The 19,364-nt window shown below is 61.3% G+C and carries 17 protein-coding genes and 1 pseudogene; 10 read left to right on the forward strand and 8 right to left on the reverse strand.

The features are described 5' to 3' along the window. Nucleotides 1–188 precede the first annotated feature (188 nt). Both VMF11_01430 and VMF11_01435 read right to left on the reverse strand, forming a co-directional pair. Nucleotides 189–1,043: pseudogene (locus tag VMF11_01430) on the reverse strand (IS3 family transposase). A gap of 575 nt (nucleotides 1,044–1,618) precedes the next feature. Beyond that, nucleotides 1,619–2,224, reverse strand: a complete 606-nt coding sequence (locus VMF11_01435) for a hypothetical protein (protein HTU68955.1) — start codon at nucleotides 2,222–2,224, stop codon at nucleotides 1,619–1,621. 316 nt (nucleotides 2,225–2,540) lie between these two features. Between VMF11_01435 and VMF11_01440 the strand changes: the two genes are divergently transcribed. From VMF11_01440 to VMF11_01470, 7 genes are all read left to right on the forward strand, one after another. Then, nucleotides 2,541–2,888: a helix-turn-helix domain-containing protein gene (locus VMF11_01440; GenBank protein HTU68956.1), complete on the forward strand. Its 348-nt coding sequence runs from the start codon at nucleotides 2,541–2,543 to the stop codon at nucleotides 2,886–2,888. Beyond that, nucleotides 2,888–3,454, forward strand: a complete 567-nt coding sequence (locus VMF11_01445; GenBank protein ID HTU68957.1) for a hypothetical protein — start codon at nucleotides 2,888–2,890, stop codon at nucleotides 3,452–3,454. Before VMF11_01440 ends, VMF11_01445 begins: the two co-directional genes overlap by 1 nt. Before the next feature lie 316 nt (nucleotides 3,455–3,770). Next, on the forward strand, nucleotides 3,771–5,207 hold the full coding sequence (locus VMF11_01450; GenBank protein ID HTU68958.1) for a hypothetical protein: 1,437 nt from the start codon (nucleotides 3,771–3,773) through the stop codon (nucleotides 5,205–5,207). A gap of 261 nt (nucleotides 5,208–5,468) precedes the next feature. Then, the gene (locus tag VMF11_01455) at nucleotides 5,469–6,680 is read left to right on the forward strand and encodes a hypothetical protein (protein HTU68959.1); all 1,212 of its coding nucleotides are present in this window, start codon (nucleotides 5,469–5,471) and stop codon (nucleotides 6,678–6,680) included. After that, nucleotides 6,677–8,692, forward strand: a complete 2,016-nt coding sequence (locus tag VMF11_01460; protein HTU68960.1) for a protease pro-enzyme activation domain-containing protein — start codon at nucleotides 6,677–6,679, stop codon at nucleotides 8,690–8,692. Before VMF11_01455 ends, VMF11_01460 begins: the two co-directional genes overlap by 4 nt. Continuing rightward, nucleotides 8,689–10,437, forward strand: a complete 1,749-nt coding sequence (locus VMF11_01465; protein ID HTU68961.1) for a hypothetical protein — start codon at nucleotides 8,689–8,691, stop codon at nucleotides 10,435–10,437. Before VMF11_01460 ends, VMF11_01465 begins: the two co-directional genes overlap by 4 nt. A gap of 362 nt (nucleotides 10,438–10,799) precedes the next feature. After that, nucleotides 10,800–11,453, forward strand: coding sequence for a zinc-binding dehydrogenase (locus tag VMF11_01470; GenBank protein HTU68962.1), 654 nt, complete (start codon nucleotides 10,800–10,802; stop codon nucleotides 11,451–11,453). Between the two features lie 10 nt (nucleotides 11,454–11,463). Here the strand turns inward: VMF11_01470 and VMF11_01475 are convergent, their stop codons facing one another. From VMF11_01475 to VMF11_01495, 5 genes are all read right to left on the reverse strand, one after another. Then, entirely contained in the window at nucleotides 11,464–13,626 is a 2,163-nt protein-coding gene (locus tag VMF11_01475) for a sugar-binding protein (protein HTU68963.1), read from the reverse strand. 46 nt (nucleotides 13,627–13,672) lie between these two features. Further along, a complete protein-coding gene (locus VMF11_01480) occupies nucleotides 13,673–14,248 on the reverse strand; it encodes a hypothetical protein (protein ID HTU68964.1) in 576 nt (191 codons plus the stop codon). Beyond that, complete coding sequence (locus tag VMF11_01485) at nucleotides 14,245–14,577, reverse strand: helix-turn-helix transcriptional regulator (GenBank protein ID HTU68965.1); 333 nt, start codon at nucleotides 14,575–14,577, stop codon at nucleotides 14,245–14,247. Before VMF11_01485 ends, VMF11_01480 begins: the two co-directional genes overlap by 4 nt. A 65-nt stretch (nucleotides 14,578–14,642) precedes the next feature. Further along, nucleotides 14,643–15,737: an enolase C-terminal domain-like protein gene (locus VMF11_01490; GenBank protein ID HTU68966.1), complete on the reverse strand. Its 1,095-nt coding sequence runs from the start codon at nucleotides 15,735–15,737 to the stop codon at nucleotides 14,643–14,645. Continuing rightward, entirely contained in the window at nucleotides 15,734–16,660 is a 927-nt protein-coding gene (locus tag VMF11_01495) for a 2-dehydropantoate 2-reductase (protein ID HTU68967.1), read from the reverse strand. The genes VMF11_01490 and VMF11_01495 overlap by 4 nt, the downstream gene beginning before the upstream one ends. A gap of 71 nt (nucleotides 16,661–16,731) precedes the next feature. Here VMF11_01495 and VMF11_01500 point away from each other — a divergent pair, with 71 nt between their 5' ends. From VMF11_01500 to VMF11_01510, 3 genes are all read left to right on the forward strand, one after another. Next, nucleotides 16,732–17,322 carry a TetR/AcrR family transcriptional regulator gene (locus VMF11_01500; protein HTU68968.1) on the forward strand — a complete coding sequence of 197 codons (591 nt, stop codon included), beginning with the start codon at nucleotides 16,732–16,734 and terminating at the stop codon, nucleotides 17,320–17,322. Nucleotides 17,323–17,384: 62 nt separating this feature from the next. Next, a complete protein-coding gene (locus VMF11_01505) occupies nucleotides 17,385–17,669 on the forward strand; it encodes a putative quinol monooxygenase (GenBank protein ID HTU68969.1) in 285 nt (94 codons plus the stop codon). A gap of 14 nt (nucleotides 17,670–17,683) precedes the next feature. Further along, nucleotides 17,684–18,292 (forward strand): DNA-3-methyladenine glycosylase, encoded by a 609-nt coding sequence (locus VMF11_01510; protein HTU68970.1) that lies wholly within the window; start codon nucleotides 17,684–17,686, stop codon nucleotides 18,290–18,292. Here the strand turns inward: VMF11_01510 and VMF11_01515 are convergent. Next, a complete protein-coding gene (locus VMF11_01515; protein ID HTU68971.1) occupies nucleotides 18,270–19,340 on the reverse strand; it encodes an alpha/beta fold hydrolase in 1,071 nt (356 codons plus the stop codon). The genes VMF11_01510 and VMF11_01515 overlap by 23 nt on opposite strands. Nucleotides 19,341–19,364 lie beyond the last annotated feature (24 nt).

Genomic DNA, 19,364 nt, shown 5'->3' on the forward strand with positions numbered 1-19,364 from the left:
ATCACCGGTGAGAGCTTCAGATTACGCGAGCGCAAAAAGGCGGGAATCAAACTGCCGGCGGCCAAAACCGCGGCCAAGGTGGGTCAAAATTAAACCGGCGATCTGACGGGTAGGTGGGTCAATTTTCAGCCGGCGTTTACAAGCGGTTTGATGTTGACCCGCTTTCGCGGAGGATTGCGATTTGGACATCAGGCGGCTTGATTCATCCGCCGCTCGTAATTGTTGGGCGAGAGATAGCCGAGGGCTGAATGCCGGCGATGCGGGTTGTACCAGCCTTCGATGAAGTCGAAGATAGCGAGCGAAGCCTCACGATGTGTTTTGAAGGTATGCTGCACGAGAAGCTCACATTCGAGCGTTGCATTGAAGCTTTCGCACATCGCATTGTCATAGGCGTCGCCAACTGACCCCATTGATGGCTTCACGTTTGCTTCGCGGCAACGGGCGCCAAAGGCGATCGATGTGTACTGACAGCCTTGGTCGGGATGATGGATAACGCCATCGGGTTTTCGACGGTAGATCGCCATGTTGAGCGCTTCAAGAACGAGCTCAGTTCGTAAATGATTGGCCATAGCCCAACCGACGACGCGCCGGCTGCAAGCATCGAGCACCACGGCGAGATACAGGAAGCCTGCCCAGGTCGGAATGTACGTGATGTCGGCGACCCAGAGCCGATCGGGACGATCGGCGCGGAAATTACGGTCTACCAGATCTGGCGCCGGTCTCGCGTCATGATTGCGAATCGTTGTCGTCGTCGATTTCCGACGAGAAGCGCCGAAAATACCGCGTTCGCGCATGAGCCGCGCAACGCGCTTTCCAGAGATCGCAACGCCATCTTTGCGCAGTTCGAAATGAATGCGTGGGCGGCCGTACGTCGATCGCGACTTTCGATGAATCGCTTCAATGCGATCGCCGAGCAGAAGATCGCTGCTACGCCGCTGCGATGGCGGCCGCTTGCACCAAGCGTAATATCCGCTGACCGAGACGTCGAGCAATTGACAAAGCCGTGAAACAGCATGCATCGCCTGATTTGCTTTTATGAATCCGAAGAGCGCTCCGTCCTCGGTCCTTGGAAATTGGCGGCATTCCCGGAGTTGTGTTCCGAAACCACAATGATGTAGTTTGAGGTGATCCTGGGGCTAAATAACTACATCCGAAAAGAACGTTCTCAGCGACACCCTCGCCCCTGTTGAGCACCCTAATTTGTACCGGATGATCACCAGATAGCGCAAGGATGATGTCTGGCTCTGTCTCAAGTCGATATGTATATGTGCTAGTAGTGCAGCTTACGATTGATATCACCAGCGCGAGTCCTGCAACGACACTCTCTATACGTACTCCGCGCCTCACTTTAACGGGAGTGCCCTCGTCGGGACCGTTCGAATTCATATCTTCACCACGGAGCGGGGATTCGTCAGTTCGCTCGCAGCATCCGGCTTAGTATATCTCACAGGGCTAGTTCTTTCGCACCATCCAGCGTCGCAGCATGTCGAAGTCGAAGCTACCAACCGGGTCGGCATAGAAGGCATTCCGGGCCCTCAAGGAGCGACTCGAAATGCGCGGTGATGAAGCAGAGCATGCCCAGGGTCAGCTTGCCAAGGGCACCGCGATAATGCACCGACTAGATGCGGCGCATCGCTTCGTTGTAGGCGGCGTCGTGTTCGTTGATCGCGAGAATCAAGACCGTGCGCGCCTTCTCGTCGATCGTGAAGACAGCGCGCCACACGTTGCGACCAACCGCGAGTGCGGCGGCGCGCGCCTTTTTCAGCCGGCGCTTCTTCTTTGGGTAGACCTTCGGATCGCGTTCAAGTTGTTCGATCAGTTCGCCGAGTGACGGAACGAAGAATTCGTTCTCGAGTCCGTATTCGATGATCAGTTTTGCGACTTCCCGATGGAGCTTAACGCCCCACTGGTCTGCCCGCTCGGCTGTATCGATCGAGTCCGTTCGCTTGGTCGATTGCGCCGAAGAGCTCTCGCGCGTCAACGAACTCATCGGCGGAAGCGCTGGCACGACGAGCGAGGTCGTCGTCGTCCACGACGTCAGGCTTCGCTGGAATGAAGAGCTCGGCGATTGGGACTCCGAGGGCGTTGGCGATGCTGTCGACGACGTCGACGCCGACATCGGCTTCTGCGCGCTCGATTCTTGAGATGGTTTGGCGAGAGACGCCTGCTCGCTGCGCGAGGTCGTCTTGGGAGAATCGGGCTTTTGCCCGTCCGATAATGACATTGGTTCGTAGAACCTCCCGAGCGTTGGGCGCTCGTGGCTTGGCCATGGCTGTGGAATCGTGCATCGTGACCTTTCAAACGGCAGTGGGTGTGGGCGACTGCCCGCCCTGGTGGATGAGGGCGACCGTAGGCGCCCCTCGTTTTCTCGGTACGAATGTGAACCGGCGCTTTGAGCCAGGAGGCTCTAAGCGAGGTAATTGTACCACATAGTTGTCAATTCGAGTAGCCCGGGTGCGGGAAGGGGCTTGGCGGACGTGATTGCCTTATGATACATAAATGTGATCACGTGATCACATTTATGTTATACTCTCCGAACCATGCCAAAACGCAGCGAAAGCGATGGGCTCCGCCTCTTTGGGGCTCCGGCGCGCAGCCGGGCGCTTCTTGCGATCGCGCTGCTCGAGCAGACGTACCTGCGCGAGCTCTCGCGCATCGCGGGTGTGTCATTTCAGAGCATCGTGCGCATTGTCGACGATCTTCAAGAGCAGGGAGTTGTCTCGACACTAATGCGCGGGCCGCAACGAATCGTTACGCTCAATCCGTCGTTCTTTGCGTACCGTGAAGTTCGCGACTTGCTACTGCGCCTCGCGCCGACAGAGCCACGGATGGTGAAGACGATTGAAGATCTTCGTCGGCGGCCACGGCGTCGCACGAAAGAAGTGTAGTGGCCGCGCCCATCACGCCCAACTCGACACTGACCGACGTTTGCTTCGCGGTTTGCACAGCGCTTGATGCCGTGGGGACTATTGCGGTCCTCACGGACGGGAGCGCCGCGACCTATTACGCACCAGAACGCTATCAATCGCGCGACGCTGACTTTATCCTGACAATGTACCGCGTGCGCGAAGCCGGGCCGGCAGCGCTCGAGCAGCTTGGTTTTTGCGTCGGCGAAGACCAGATCTATCGGCACGAGCGGACGAAATTCACACTGGAATTTCCGCACGGGCCACTCGCAATCGGGGCCGAGTTGATTAAACGCTATGAGACAGTCAGACGTGACGACCAAGTGCTCCACATCATTTCGCGGACGGACTCTGTCCGCGATCGCCTCACTGCGTTTTTCCATTGGAGCGACCGCAGTGCGCTCGTCACGGCCCTTGGCGTGGCCGAAAGTGGCGACATCGATCTCGCCTCCATCAAAGCATGGAGCGAGCGAGAGGGTGAGGCCGATAAGTTCCGCGAGTTCAGCGACCGGCTGCGCGATGATCGCAGAACGGGCCGCGATCACTAATTTCCATCAGGTCCTTGCGTCGCTTATTTACAGCTGAAGATGCCGCCAGAGTTTGTGATGAGAATGTTCCTGTTTGCCAGGTATCTCGTACGCGCGAATTAAGGCGGCGCCATTCGATCAGCGCCAAAAGGACCTAAATGAATGAAAGCGCCGCTCCCTTTTTAAGACCGGCGCTCTTCGCAAGGTGCATCCTCGCCGGAATCGGATTAAGACATCGTGAACACTCCGACAAATGGCCGAGCCGGCTCGCCGAGATGTTCATGCTCGGCACATCTTACGCGATCTCGATGACCTGGCTGCACTCCGCAGGAATCCCTTGCTCGCCCCCTATGCGGACGAATCGCACGATCGGTTACGGGCGCGGATCATCGGCGCGGTGGAGAGCCTTCGTCCAGCCGGTTCCATAGCGAAAGCGTCAAATCGCCGCTACCGGCTGCACCAAGTCCTGGTCCGGTGCGAACTCCAGGGCGAGTCGCACAAGGCGGTGGCCGCCGAACTCGGCATCTCGCGCAGCCAGTTCTACGCCGATCGCCACGAGGCGTTTCTCCGCATGGCGAACGCTCTCGATGGATCTTTTGCCACGCGGCCGGTCGAGACACCGCTCCTTGATCCGCTGACGCTGCATCACGAATATATCGAAATGCTCTTCAAGCAGGGCCGCTTCGACGCCGCGTGGCGCGAGTCGCTCCGCGTTTTGAACGTAGTGCGCGGGCAGTCAAGGGAAATCGAGGTATGGGCGACCGTGGCGGACGCCGCGCGCATCCTGGGCAATATTCGGCAATCCGTAGAGGCGATACATCAGCTCTCCCGCATCGCGTCGACTTCTACGAATCTCGAGATGCGTCGCGAAGCGGCGCTGCGCGTCGCGACTTCCGAGATCGCGCTTGCCGGCGTGCAAGGACGATTCAACGTCGCGCTGGAGCGTTTCGACCGAGCGGTCCGGGACGCGGACGTTGAGCGTACGCTGAGCGCTCGCGACGCGACGCGGTTCGCGATTTTGCTCGGCTTTGGAGCCGAGATCTGCATCGGATGCGGGCAATGGCAACGCGCGCAGACATTGCTACATCGCGCGGCAGGCCTCATCGATTCATCGCTGGCTCCGTACGGTAGCGCGTACCTTCAGCGTCTGCGCGCCAGAATCGCGCAGGAGCGCAACGGTGACTCGGCAGGATGCGTGCAAGATCTACAAGATGCGCTGGTGGCGCTGCAGCACCATAAGCATCTTCCGGACCTCGCGATGGGCGTGGTCGAGTACGGCATCGCGCTCGCGGCAACCGATCGGCCCAAAGCGATGGAGTACATCGACTACGGCCTTGCCATGGCCAAGGAGGTGTGTGGCTTCGACCGGTTTGCGGTGCTCATCGCGAATGCTGCACCGCTGCTTCAGGAACGCTCCGGCCCCGACACGACGCTTCGCGAAATTGCGGAAGTGAGAATGCGCGCACCGCTTTCGGCGCGCGCCGACTATCTCATCAACGTCGCGGAGTCGGATGCGCGACTCGCGCGCGGTGAATTTGGCCTAGCGTCGGAAATCGGCATTAGCGCAGGGCAATCACTCGAAGATGCGGCGCTCTTTCCCGCAGCCGCGAAGGCCCGGCTCATCGCCGTCGAGGCATTCGCGCGCGACGGTAAGAAGGTGAAGGCCAAGCAGTTGTTCCGAAAATCGAAAGACTTTTTGCACGCGTACGCCGACTTCGCTACGCGTCAACGCGCCCGCCGTTCTGGACTCTTTCTGGACTCCTTGCGGCAGTAGCCAAACTTACGGCACAGAACCCAGCCCGGATAAATTTGTCCGTGGAGGGCTTCTACCACCTTGTTACTTCGACGAATACGACGCGTCGGCACCTTGCTAGTGCCGCTAGGCGTCCTAGCATTTGCTGCCTGCGGGGGAGGCGGAAGCACACCAGCAACACCCGGGGTCGTTACGACGCCGAATCCCGGCGCATCGGCGCCGAGCCCGAACGCATCGGCTTCGGGTGATACGTTTACCTATTCAGGCTCGCTTTCCCAAACAGTGACGCTATATGCGACGCCGCCGCCGGATCCGTCGCTGTATGGTGGATCGACCCCGCTGCCCACGTCGACGCCGTGGGTCAGCACGACGAATCAAAGCGTCACGCAAAACGTTGCGGTTTCGACCGGTCAGTCGTTCGACGGCCAGAGTAACTTGACCGAGTTCACGGCGAACGAAACGGACGCCGGTCAGTTGCAAACGACGACGACCGCGTCGCAAGCATATCTTTCGTACGTCACCGACGCAACGCGAACGAACGGCATCGACGTGACCGAGATCGGCACGTCGTCTTCCGATTCGAACGGCGTCGCGACGCAAACGATCTTCGGAACCGGTAACGGCGTCGTCGAGGAGCTGCCGTTCGTGTACGGCGGCCAATGGACGAACACCGCGACGCGCACCGATACGGAAACGGACCCTGACGACGAGAACATCACGGCGGCGTACAACGCAGACGGGACGTATCAGGAACAGTTCACGTACCCCGAAGGCGGTACGGCAAGCGCACTGACCCGAGACGACGGCAGCGGCGTCTACGACGTTCCGATCGAGGGTGACGCGGCTGGAGAGACGTCTCTCAGCGTGGAGGCTCCGTCCGGCGGGCAAATCACGGTCGGCCTAAACATTCCGGTCGCAGATGAGGCGGCTGCATTTTCGGTTCCGGATTGGTATCCCGTCGCTCCGCCGGATTTTGCATCGGACACGTACGTGGACGAAGGATCGACGACGTTGCCCTCCTCGTGCAAGGTTGGCTCTTCATACCAATCGGCGAGTGTCGAAGAGTTCATCGAAACCAAGACTCGGCTCGATACGGTTTTCGGCGAATGGGAAAACGACCAAGTCACGCAGTACGTGAGCAGCTCCTATGGGTTGCTCTGCGAAGTCGTGAGCGACGATCTCCAAGACTACTACGACTACAGCACGCAGTCCGGCTCGGCCTTCGCGTTTACCTTCACGACACCGCCGACGCCGCTCGTCACGACGACGGTCAGCGAAACGCTCGCGCTACAATCCGCGAGCTACGCGGCCACGTCGTCGCTCGCTCACCGCGCGACCGCACAAGACTCTTCAGAATCCACCACGTCGTTGGCCCTGCTGCCGCGACCCTCGCTGGCTCGCGCCAACACGCTCATCGCCGTTGCTCACGCGCGCGACGTACGTGTGATGAACAATGCAGTTCGTACCGACTCCGTTATGAGGCACACACCGTGAAGTTACGCTACGGATTATCGCTCCTAGCCGCGATCCTCGCGGCATGTTCCGGCGGCGGCGGTTCGCCCAGTACGTCAATGGTCCCGTCCGCGCGGGCAGTAGGCGGAACCTCGCCAATCACGCCGGCGTCGTCATCCACGTTTAGTTACTCGACGCAGGCGCTGCAAGGCGCAAGACTCATCGCAACGGCGAGTAACCTCGCATCGATCAGCGCCGACCTCGTGCCGCAAATGCAAAATGCGACCGGGCTGATGAACTACGCGAAGGCGGTCAGCGACCCGAAGAGCGCAGATTACCGGCATTTCCTCACGCCGCAACAGATCGGCGATCGATACGGCGCTTCGGAGACGACCTACGACGCGGCAATCAAGTACTTCCAATCGCAGGGCATTTCCGTCGCGGTGTGGCCGCAAAGGTTGCTGCTGCACGTGACGGGCCCGCAGGCGAAGATGCAGAGCGCGTTGCACACGACCTTCGGCTGGTATAGCAACGGCAAGCAGACCTTCCTTGCGCCGGAGAGCACACCGGCGCCGCCGGCCTCCATCGGGATCGTCGGAGCCACCAACATCGTCATGGTGACGAACGACTTCACGGATCATGTGGACGTGTCGAATGCCGCTGCAAACGGCGCCGGCAACGGCGTTATCTACGGCTACTCACCGCAACAAATCGCCTCCGCATTCGATTATCAGGGCGCCTACGCGGCGGGATACACGGGCACCGGCATCACGACGGGTGTGATCGGCACCGGCCCCTTCTCCCCCGCAGACGTCCCAGCGTATAAGCAAATGTTGAACGTCGGCGGCTCCGGGACGGTAACCGTCGTCTCGGCCACCGACGCGAACGCGCCTGGAAATACGGCGCTTGGATTTGCGACGCCGCCGCCGGTGACGCTTCCCAGCGGATTTTGCGTACCGCCCTACTCGTCGGAATATCCGAATCCGCCGAGCTGCAATCCCGAAGATACGGAAACGCAGCTCGACACCGAGCAGCTTGCAAGTCTCGCGCCGGGCGCGAATCTCCGCTATTATCTCGCGTACAATCCGGCTGACGGATGCGGGGTCATCGGTGTCGACTGCCCGGCAGGCACGGGACAAGCGCAGCAGGGCCTGGCCGAAGCCGATGCCGAGATCAATACCGCGATCGCGGATGACACCGAAGACGTGCTCTCGCTGAGCTTTGGCGGACCGGAAACGCTCAACGTCGGCGGCGAGTTCAACGCCTCGGGCGAGGGGGTTGAACCGCTCGAGTTCGCCGCGCTCGCAAGTGAGGGCATCGCCGTCTTCGTTTCATCGGGTGACTCGGGCGCAGAAGGGTGCGCGCCGTACGTGGGCGTCGCACCGAATCCGGACGCACTCTGCGTTTCCTATCCGGCCACCGATCCGAACGTGGTGGCCGTCGGCGGCGTGAATACGCCGATGAACACCGCGGGACAGCTACTCGGACCGATCACCGGCTGGGGAACGCGCTCGGGCGGCGCTGACGGATCCGGCGGCGGCGTTTCCGCGTATTTCCCGCTTTCGACTCCGCAAACCGGCGCAGCGGGCATTACCGGAACGATGCGCAACGTTCCCGATATCGCACTCGACGGCGATGCGCTCACCGGCGTCACGGTACTGATGTACGGAGGGAGTCAATTTGCCGGTGACGAGCAGATCTTACCCATCGGCGGCACCAGCGTCGCAGCTCCGGAAGCCGCAGCGATGTGGGCGTTGGTATTGCAAGCCTGCAAACAGACCTCGAGCTGCGCAACGGCAACCGGGCCCTATCCGTATCGTCTCGGCAACCCGGCCGCGTATTTCTACAAAATCTACGCGAACTCGTCGGAATACGCATCGACGATCTACGACGTCGTCTACGGCAGCAACGCATTGAGTTGTACGGCCGGCGCAGGTTGTCCAAGTGCGTCTCCGACCTACCCGGGCTATATCGCCGGCCCGGGATACGATCTTGTCTCAGGCGTCGGCGTGCCGTATGCACGCGCACTCATCAAGGCGGTGGTAGGAGTATGAGATCGCATCATTCATTCGCGCTGGCATGCGCGCTAGCCGTACTGCTCACCGCCTGTGGTGGCGGATCAGGCAGCGGACTCAAGCCGATTCCAAATGCAACGAGCACGGCGTCGACGTCGCCGTCGCAACAACCAAACATCAACTTCGTGATGTACATTCCGGGATTGGCTTCGGTATCGAGTAGTTCGGCCAAGTCCGGCGTACACCCCATGGACTTCACCGATAGTACGGCGTCGGTCGCGATTGCCATCGGCACTGCGGTGCTGGCGACGGCGAACGTCTCCTCGACGTCTTCACTCTGCACGGCGGCATCGGGAGGCGGTCGCAACTGCACGATAGGCGTTTCCGCGCCGACCGGCAGCGATACGTTCACCGTAACCGCTTACGATCAAGCCGGCGGTACCGGGACCGCGATCGCGAGTGCAACGATGGTAGAGACGGTCTCGTCGACGCTGACGACGGTAAACGTCGCGGTTACGGGGACGATCGTGAAGCTCGCGGTCGCGCTCTCGAATCCGAACCCGGCGGTCGGAACCGCCGCGACCTCGACCGTCACGGTCACCGGGGTAGACGCTGACGGAAACCAGGTGCTCGGTCCGTACGCGTCGCCGGTCACGCTGAGCGATAGCGATACGACGGGCGTCACGTCGCTCTCCACGACGACGCTCACGGCTTCAACGAGCACCGCTACGCTGAGCTACACGGGCGCCCAGAGCGACGCCACGATAACCATTACGGCCTCAATGTCCGGCGCGGCTTCTGCCACGGCGGCCTTCGCGGTGGAGCCCGGATTCTTGAGCGCCTACAACGTGCCCGAAGTGACGACTCCGTACGGACAAACAACGCCCGGCATATGGGCCATGGCTCTCGGCTCCGACGGGAACATGTGGATTGGCTGCACCGCCGTTGCCGGTCTCTTAAAGGTCACCGCAAACGGCAGCATGACCTGGTACCCCTTAAATGGGAACAATGGCGGCGTAAACGGCGTTGTGCTCGGTTCGGACGGTAACATCTGGGCCGCGAACGAGGCCGACGCCTCGATCGAGCGAGTTACGACCGCGGGCGTCGATACGTCGTTTCCGGTTCAGCAAGCCGGGCAAACCTACGCCATCCCCGACGAAGTGGGGCTTGGACCTGACGGGAACGTGTGGTTTGACGACGGATGGAATCATCTGTACGGGAAGATTACGCCGAGTGGAACCATCACCGAATATGCATCGTATCCGTCAGCTTCCGCGGTAGCCGCGATTACCGCCGGGCCCGACGGAAACGTCTGGATGGCCGATCAGGCGGGAAATCAAGTTTGGAAAGTGTCTCCGTCGTCGGGAGCAATTCTTGCGACGTATACACTTCCGACGGCTAATGCGGAACCGAACGCGATCGTCGCCGGGCCGGACGGCAACCTTTGGGTCTCCGAGTATAACGGCAACAAGATCGCGCGCGTGACGACGTCGGGAACGATCACCGAGTTCACGATCCCGACCGCAGCAGGAAGTCCCTCGGCGATCGCTGCCGGACCCGACGGAAGAATCTGGTTCGCAGAGCAAGGGGCGCCTGAGAGCATTGGGAAAATCGGGTACGTGACCACGGACGGTACGCAAATCCGCGACTTCATCAGCGGGGCGGGCTATACCGGCTATAAGGTGCACGGCCTTGCCTTCGCTCCCAATGGTGTCCTGTGGTACATCGCCTTGGAAGACTATCAACCAAACTCCAATGAGGTGGTCGGGACGTTTGAATACTAAAGGCGGATCCGATCAAGTCGGCGCTACCAAGTAAAGCGCCTCTGCTAAGGTGTCGACGATCGCGCCCGCGTACCGGCTCGCGAACGCGTAGAGGAGGCCGGAGTCATGCATGCCGTTGTGTGCCGATCGTTTACCGGAATCGATGATTTGGATTTGGGGGAGATGGCGGCTCCGAAACCCGGCGCCGGGGAAATACTCGTTCAGGTCCATGCGGCAGCGGTAAATTTCATGGACTGCCTCATGGTCGCGGGCAAATATCAGTTACGGCCGCAAACGCCGTTCGTCCCAGGGACCGACGCCACCGGCGTCGTGGCCGCCGTGGGCGAAGGCGTGACTCGCTTTAAACCAGGGGACCGCGTCGCGTGCAGCAACTGGACGGGAGCGTATTCGCCGCAGATGATCGCCTCGCAACTTTCTGCGGCGCATCTGCCGCCCGTCGTCGACCCGGCGAAACCGTCTTTATATCCGGCGCCGCGGGCGGCGTCGGACTTGCAGCCGTCGACTTAGCGCGACATCTCGGGGCCCGGGTCGTCGCCGGCGTTGGTTCCGAAGAAAAGGTCGGGATCGTCCGGGAATACGGGGCGGACGAAGTGATCGACTACGTTCACGAAGATTTGCGCGAACGAATCAAGGCGGTGACCGGCGGTAAAGGCGTGGACGTCGTCTTCGACGTTCTTGGCGGCGACGTGTTCACCACCATGACGCGACTCATGAACTGGGGCGGGCGGATGCTGCCGGTCGGCTTTGCGAGTGGGGACATCCCATCGGTCCCAATGAACCTATTGCTGCTGAAGGGTTATTCGATCGTCGGCGTTTTTTGGGGCGCCTGGTCCGAGCGCTATCGCGAAGCGAGCATTGCGGCCGACGAACAGATTTTCGCATGGATCGCACAAGGCAAACTCAAGCCGCACGTGGGAGCTGTTTTTCCCTTGGAGCAATTCAAGAAAGCGATGGAAAGCGTGCTCGACCGGACGGCACAAGGGCGTGTCGTGCTCAAAGTCGGCGATTCCGAGTGAGCGATCCGCGCTATTGGCCCTTCTGTGCGCCGACGTAGAGGATCCATTTGACGAACAGTGCCGGCTCGGTGTTGAGATTGTCGGCATTGCCGTACACGAAATAGAATTCATTGTGTCCGCGCAGGTAATGCAGCGCGAGTGAGACGTTGCCGGCGTTGACGAAGCACCCGGACTGATACGGATCTCCCGTCGAGATATTGCACGTCGACCCGGGCGAATAGATGTTCTCGTATGCCGGCGTTTGGAACGCGTTGGGGAGATTCGGGCCGATGATGCGGCGCACGCCGACGTCGAACTGCCATGCTTTGTTCGGCTGCCAGTCGAGCGAGGTCCGCTCCAGCCATTGATCGGTCGAAACTTCACCGGCATAGGCGGTGAGATATTTGTCCTGATCGGTCTCGAGCGCGAGGTGGATGCGGCGGGTGATGGGCAGCGTGGAGAGATACGTCCACGCGTCGAGTTCGCCGTGGTCGTACGGGCCGCCGGTGTATTGCACGTATGACGGCGTGTTCGTGGTTTCGCGGTACCCCAGGTTGAAGCCGTTGCCGTTAAAAGGCAGAAACGCGTTCTCGACGGTGCGGATGCCTTGGGAGCCGGCATACAACTTCACCGTGAGCAGATCTTTCAGGTCGACCTTGACTTGCGCTTCCTCGTCCGTTTGTGAGAGCAGGCCGAGGTGATTGTTGTACCGCGCGTAGTAATTCATTGCGTAGACGTCGTGAAGCCAGAACGAGGGCGTGAAGTTGAAGGTGTGCTGCAAGAGGCTTTGATACCCGAGGATGTCGTTCTGCGCGACGTAGCCGTCGAGCGGATCGAATTGAGCGCCGATCCGCTGCACGCCGACGACATAGCTGCTCGTTGCCGTAAAGTAGACCAAGCCGTACTCCCGGTCTTGGGCCTGCGCGCCGTCTGAGATCAGCGACCCGGATTCGAAGATGTTGTTGCTGTAGACGCCGACGTGCGTGTGTTGGTTGAGATAGCCCAGACCAAGCGAGGCGGTGTCATCGCTCAGTCCATAGGCGTCGACCGCCACACGCTCGGTATCGATGCCAACATTTTGCCGTGGATCCTCGTAGGCGTAGTTCGCGGTCTCGGCTTGGTCGGTACGGTCGAGACCGAGCGCGTCGAATGCCGCGAACGCCATGCGGCCCTGTGTGCCTTCGGCACCATAGCCTTGCGAAAACGCCGGGATCGAGGGCGTGTAGAGCGTTGAAGGACACGAGACACAAACGAAGTTTTGATAGAAATTGCTTGCGAGCTGGGTGAAGAACGGCCGCACCTCGACATATTGGCGGGCGAACGCGGTCGGCGCGATCGTCTGCTGGTCGGATTCCACATTCGAGTAGTCCGGATGAAGCGCGCCGACAAACGACGCAGTCGGATCGATCGGCAGGGAGAAATCCGCGCCGACACGCGAGGTGCTGCCGCCGTTTGCGGCGCTCGTTGCCTCGCCGAGACCGTACATCTGCAGACGCGCGGGGTTGCGCGCGTTCGCCGATTTCGATCCGGACGGCACGATGCCGACGCCTTTGACCCGGCCGATGAACGTCGGATCCGACGCCGAACTCGCGATGGGCGAGTAGGCCCATACGTCGAGCGAATTCGTGGCCTGGGAGAAGCGCACAAATTGCATGCGCCAGTCGTGTGAGCCGCCCGAGCGGATGATGCTCAGCGGGATACGCATCGTGACCTCGTAGCCGCGCGGGGTCGAGCGGCCAACGGCGGTCCACTCCGGTGCGTACGCGCTGTTCTCGCTCGAGGTTTGATAGCGCGTGCCGATCGGATTGGCGAAGAACGCGTAGGAAAACCCCTCGCTCCCTTGCGGACTGAAATAGACGCCGACGTAATCGTCGCTCAATACGGAGCTGCCGTTGGTATGTTGGTTGGCGATGACGCTCTTCTCCGTGACTTCGAACGCGACGTAGAGCGCGGTCCCGTCCTGTGTTACGCGCACCATCGGCGGCGAGCTCGCCGGACGGCGATAGGTGAAGTCGTAGTCGAGATGGATCGTTGCCGCGCCGTCCCACGATCGATCCACGTCGCCGTCCACCGCCGGCGCGGGCGCGGCGGGAAGCGTAAGGGTTGGCGGTGCGTCGTCCGCGCGCGCCGGTAGCGCAGCCGCACACAGGAGCAGTGCGGCAGCATGAAACACGCCTCGTGCAAAGGCTCTCATGAAGGCTCCTAGGTTGGTGCTTACTTGAGCGGGTCGGCGCGCCGTCTCAGCGCGCGATATCTATCCTACGTTTGACGGCTTGAAAAAGACCGGCCCCGATACACATCGCAGGGACGGCTCCGAAGAGTTGAATCCACGCCATAAGCGGCGCTTGAGAACCCGGATGCCCTGCGATAGCCGGAACGACAAAGCAGAGGACGAGAAATACCGATGCAAAAAACGCAACGCGCAGGCCGTCGGTACGAACGAGCCATGCAAGAATCGCGCCGAACACGATTGCGTCCGCGTAATCGATGCAAAGCCACACCCAGTCTGCAAGCCGATCTCCGCTACCGATTACCGAATCGATCGTCATGAGGGCGGCCATCATTGCAACGAGTACGGCGAGCGCGATGAGGGCGACGCCGATGCGGCGGAGCGCCGATCGGTTCGATCGCGAGTACGAGAGCAGCGACGGTATTGAAAGCAGCGTTTGCATCCAGTACCAGCGGTTCGCCGCCTTCTCCCCGCTCAAATATCTGATGCGCACGTATTCCTCGTGCAGGTCGCCTGCAACAATCTCGTAGTCGCTTGCAGGCGCGACGGCTGCGACAAGCGCTTGGGCGAGGATAGGCGGGCTCACGCGGTCGCGTCTCGCAGCGATACGCCCTTGTGAAGTCGTTCCAGCGTGTGCCGGGCATTTTTGAGTGCCGAAACGCCGTCGGCCTCGATCTTGAAGTGACGTTTGGCTTTGCCGCCGCGCTCAGCGGTCGGCTCACCGATCCACGATGAGACCAACCCCTTTCGTTCGAGGCGCTCGAGCGTCGCGTGGACCGCGCCGATCGCGGGAGAACGACCCGTTACGCGCTCGATCTCGGCGCGAATCATCGCTCCGTACGCACCGTCGCCCAAACGGAGCACGGTCAGCAGAACGATATGCTCGAACTCGCCGAGATACTCACCCTTCGCCATAATATCCACATAGTAGATAATATCGGATCGCCTGTCAACCCTCGTGCAATTCCGGCGTCGAAGGGCTAGACGGCGAAGGCTTTGACCGCGTCCTCATTCCAACTCACGCCGGTTCCCGGACCGGTTGACGGCTGAGCGCGGCCGCCGGTGACGCGAAGAGGCTCGGAGAGAATCGGATTTGCCCAGTCGACATATTCGAGCCAGTGCGCCGTCGGCGTCGCTGCCAGTAGATGCGCACTGACCTCCGGGAAGAGATGCGAAGACACGTCGATGCCGGCCGCTTCCGCAATGGCCGCCGCGCGAAGCCAACCCGTCACGCCGCGGATACGCATGAGATCGAACATCAGCAAATCGCTCGCATGCGCCTGGACGGCTCGTAAGACGTCGCGCGAGCCGATGAGATTCTCGCCGAGCTGAATCGGCGTTGCGATGCTATCTGCGACGTGTGCGCAACCATCGTAGTCGTCGTGAGCGATGGGCTCTTCGATCCACGCGAGGCCCTCGGCGTCGAGAGCTTTGCCGCGCAATACTGCATCGGGAACGCCGAGTGCTTGATTGTAGTCGCACATGATCGGGACTCCGGCGCCGGCGGCGTCCTTCACCGAACGAACCGCTCGTACGTCGTCCTCCAGGGTGGAATACCCCAGCCGCAATTTCACCGCGTCAAATCCCTCGGCAAGCAGCGCCAGCGCTTCGTCGCCGGTTGCGCTCGGATCGGCGACGCCCAGGCCGTTGCTGTTATAGGCCGGGATCGCGTGCGGTGCGGCACCGAGAAACGCTGCCAACGGAAGACCGGCTCCCCGCGCGAGTGCGTCCCAACATGCAACGTCGATGCCGGCGAGCGCGTAGGAAACCAGGCCCCGCAGGCCCGGAATACGGTATGCGCGTTCGAAGGTCTGCGCGATGTCGAGAGGGGCCACCGCCACTCCCTGAATCAAGGCGAAACTCTCTTCCAAGAGACGGCAAACGGGTGCGAGCAGTCGTTCGACGTAGCACACGACGTACGCGTGACCGGTTACGCCTTCGTGCGTGTGAAGGTCGATCAGCACCAACGGCGCGGATTCGATGAGGCCTGCGCCCGTCATCACCGGCCTACGCAGTGGTACGCGAACGGGCCGCACGCCGATTGAGCGAAGCGTGAGGCTGGGCGCGACCGTCATCCCTCGCTTCGACCGTCAACGTCGAGCGAGAGCGCGTCGGTTACAAAACCGTTGGCCGGCGTCGGGACGTTGATCGCGGCTCCGAGTTCGACGACTTTCCCGCTGAGCCACGGAAGCTCCAACCGATTGCCCCGCTGCAGATCGCCGTACATCGACGCGATCATACCCTCCGGCAGCGTATCCACGAACGCAAGACGCTCATCGGTAAACGATTGGTCGAGTGCGATCCCTCGTGCACGCGCCACATCGACGACTTCACGCATGACCTCTCGCAGAAGTGCGCGGCTGCGCGGGTGCGACCGGATGGGGCCGATGCTTCGCCGAAAAACGCACGTTACCGCGCTCAGCCCGACGAGGAAGACGAACTTCTCCCAGATGGCCTTTTGAATGTCGCCGCTGACCACATAGTCGATTCCGGCGGCGGCGCACGCAGAGGCAAAGGCGTCCACCCGCGCGCTGCGTTGACCGTCGAGTTCGCCGAAGACCAATCGTTGCAGCGTGCCGCTGTGCCGCACGACGCCGGGCTGCGCGATCTCGGCAGCGATATAACTCAGGCCACCGATCACGTGATCGCGGCCGACGATCGGCGCGATCCGATCGACCGCGTCGACGCCGTTTTGAAACGAGACCACCATCGTGTGCGCACCGACGACCGGCCGAACAGCCTCCGCCGCCGCCTCGGTATCCCAAAGCTTCACCGCGATGATCACCACGTCTGCGAGCGGCATGCCGTCCACGCGTTCGACGGCCCGCACGTCGCGTAACTGTAACGGAGCAACGGCGCTTTCGATCCGCAAACCCTCGCGTTGTATCGCCGCGAGATGTTTTCCGCGCGCGACGAACGTCAACGCATTTCCCGCTGCCGCCAGCCGGCCTCCGAAGTAGCCGCCCAGGCCGCCTGTGCCCATTACCACGATATTCATCGGCTTGGGCCACTATAGAGGATTTTGTAATGAACAGTCAAGAACTGTCGTTGCACGAGCGCTGAGCATTCATGGGCCGACCAAAAGATTTTGTAATCGATGAGGTCTTGGACCGCGCCGCCGGGGTGTTCTGGCGGGCCGGCTACGAGGCAACATCCATTCCTGAGCTCGAAGCTGCCACCGGACTCGGGCGCGGGAGTCTCTACAACGCCTTCGGCGATAAAGAACGCTTGTTTCTGGCCGCGCTGGATCGCTACCAAACGAAGTTCGGTGGGCCGCCGCTCGCGCAGCTCGAGCACGAAGACGTCGGCGAGGGCATCCGGTGCATGCTGCTTGCGATCGTCGAGCGGATGACCAGCCCGGGCGTTCCACCCGGCTGCCTCATGACCAATTCGGCCGTAGCGTGTACCGGAAACGCAACGCCGATCGAATCCGCCGTTTCGCGCAACGTCGCGAACATGGAGTTAAGTCTCGAGCGCGCGATCGAACGTGCGATTCACACGAAACAGATTCCGGCGACGGCCGACGCCCGGCAGCTCGCGCGGTTCTACGCGGCGGTCGCGCTGAGCCTGGGTGTCGTGCATAAGGCGTGCGCCGGCGCGGCGTGGCTGCGCGACGTCGTCGAGGTCGCCATGCAAACCTGGCCGAACGATGGACTATGATACGGTCGGTGATGCGCCCCGCCCCAAGGAGCGGCGCGGGTGAGATCCGCAAAGGAAGTCGTATGTTGATGCAGTCCGTTCACTATATGTTTTCCACCGAAGACGGTGACAAGGCCGAAGCGATCCTGCGGGAATTGCGTGAAGCCTCGCGCGCCGAGCCGGGCGTGCTCGCGTTTGAAGTCGCGCGAAGTCAGGACGACCCCGGCGCGTTCGCGCTCTACGAAGCGTATAAGGACAAAGCGGCGCTCGAAGCGCACGGGAAGACCGAGCATTTCGATCGACTGGTCGTCAACGGCATACGCAAGCTCGCGCGCCAACGCAATGCCGTTACCGGCGCTCCGATTTAAGCGAAGCGGCCGGATTGATCAAGCGGCTTCGCCGGCGCGATTTACCGGTCGACACGATCGAGCTTGCGCGCTACCTCGTCGGAAAAATGCTGGTGCACGATCTTCGAGGACGGCGAACGAGCGGGCGCATCGTGGAAACCGAGGCGTACCCGGTCGGCGATGCAGCGGGGCACGCGTTTCGCGGCCAAACGCGCCGAAATGGCTCGCTCTATTTGACACGTGGTCACGCCTACGTGTATTTCATCTACGGAATGTACTATTGCCTGAACGTTTCGAGCGAACGAGCCGGCATCGGTGCGGGCGTCTTGGTTCGTGCGCTCGAGCCGATCGAGGGGATCGAGCTCATGAAGGAGCGCCGCGGTTCCTCGCCGGTACGAGATCTCGCGCGCGGCCCGGGACGTCTTACCGTCGCGATGGCGATCGACATGCGTGACGACGGCGTGGATTTGTGTACGGATCCTTCGTTGTGGCTCGGCGTCGCCGATTCCGAGTATCGCGGGCGTGTTTCGGCGACGACCCGAATCGGCCTGAGCCGCGAGCGAAGCCGGGCTTGGCGGTTCTACGAGCGCGGCAGCGCCTTTGTAAGCGGCCCGCGCCTGGTTAGCGCTCGGTCTGCTTCATGAAGGCCGCAAGATACGCGCCCCACACGGCGGGTAACGTGTGCGTCCCGTGACCGCGCGTTTGTGCCGTGATGGGCAGCAAGACGTAGCGTCCGTGCGGAACCTTCTTGATCTCGCGTTGTAAAATGCCGAGTTCCGGTGGGTTGATTTGATCGTCGGCTGAATTTATCGCCAGCAGCGGGGCAACGATGGAACCCAGCAGCGGTTGCGGATCGTAATCGCTCGAAGCATCGATCTGATAGAGCAGATCGTTTGCGTCGAAGCGCTTCGCCAACGGGGCTACCGTGCTGTCGTAGTATGCGTCCGCTGCTTGTTGCGTCGGCATGATGCTCTGATCGTACAGCGGTGCGCTGCCGACCATCCAAATCAGGTCGGCGGCACCTTTCATCCCGTATGGTTCGCTCGTGTAGTTGCCGCCGTCGTAATCGGGCGAACTCGTGATCAGGTCGGCAATCATTTTGCGCCAAATCCGGTTTCGGCCGGAGATTTGGATCGGAAGACTCGCGAGCGGGACGAGCGCGTCCATCATCGTCGGGTACATCTCACCCCACATCCAGGTTTGCATGCCGCCCATCGACGTGCCCATCACCAAGCGCAGGTGGTTCACGTGCAGCCCGTCCACCAGCAGCTCGTGGGTGGCCCGCACCATATCGTGATAGCCGTAGTGCGGAAAGCGCGCCCGCAGACCGTCGCTCGGTTTACTCGATTCGCCGTGGCCGATCTCGTCGGGAAGGATGATGAAGTACTTATTTGCGTCGAGGATCCCGCCGGGGACGAAGAGCACGCCGGCAAAACGATCGTTGATGAATTGCCACGCGGATCCGCCGGTTCCGTGGATGATGAGAACCGCATTGGTGGTTCTCCCCGAAGCATCTACCCGCGGCGTTCCGAAGGTCTCGTAATGCAGGCGCAGATTCGTCATCGTTTCGCCGTCTTCGAAAGCGAACGACGGAATGACATAGGTTCCGCCGTGCGGCGGCGGATATGTGGCTGCGGCCGCCGGCATCATGGCATTGGCGGCGAGCAGCAAGGCGATCAAGATGATGCGCATCGGGACCTCTACAGCGGGGGCTCC

This window comes from Candidatus Baltobacteraceae bacterium (assembly GCA_035502855.1).
Classification (GTDB): Bacteria; Vulcanimicrobiota; Vulcanimicrobiia; order Vulcanimicrobiales; family Vulcanimicrobiaceae; genus Aquilonibacter.

Coding starts and splice junctions, on each gene's coding strand:
- VMF11_01440 (HTU68956.1), top strand. CDS start 2,541: ATGCCAAAACGCAGCGAAAGCGATGGGCTCCGCCTCTTTGGGGCTCCG.
- VMF11_01485 (HTU68965.1), bottom strand. CDS start 14,577: ATGGCGAAGGGTGAGTATCTCGGCGAGTTCGAGCATATCGTTCTGCTG.
- VMF11_01490 (HTU68966.1), bottom strand. CDS start 15,737: ATGACGGTCGCGCCCAGCCTCACGCTTCGCTCAATCGGCGTGCGGCCC.
- VMF11_01505 (HTU68969.1), top strand. CDS start 17,385: ATGTTGATGCAGTCCGTTCACTATATGTTTTCCACCGAAGACGGTGAC.
- VMF11_01495 (HTU68967.1), bottom strand. CDS start 16,660: ATGAATATCGTGGTAATGGGCACAGGCGGCCTGGGCGGCTACTTCGGA.
- VMF11_01465 (HTU68961.1), top strand. CDS start 8,689: ATGAGATCGCATCATTCATTCGCGCTGGCATGCGCGCTAGCCGTACTG.
- VMF11_01515 (HTU68971.1), bottom strand. CDS start 19,340: ATGCGCATCATCTTGATCGCCTTGCTGCTCGCCGCCAATGCCATGATG.
- VMF11_01435 (HTU68955.1), bottom strand. CDS start 2,224: ATGTCATTATCGGACGGGCAAAAGCCCGATTCTCCCAAGACGACCTCG.
- VMF11_01500 (HTU68968.1), top strand. CDS start 16,732: ATGGGCCGACCAAAAGATTTTGTAATCGATGAGGTCTTGGACCGCGCC.
- VMF11_01475 (HTU68963.1), bottom strand. CDS start 13,626: ATGAGAGCCTTTGCACGAGGCGTGTTTCATGCTGCCGCACTGCTCCTG.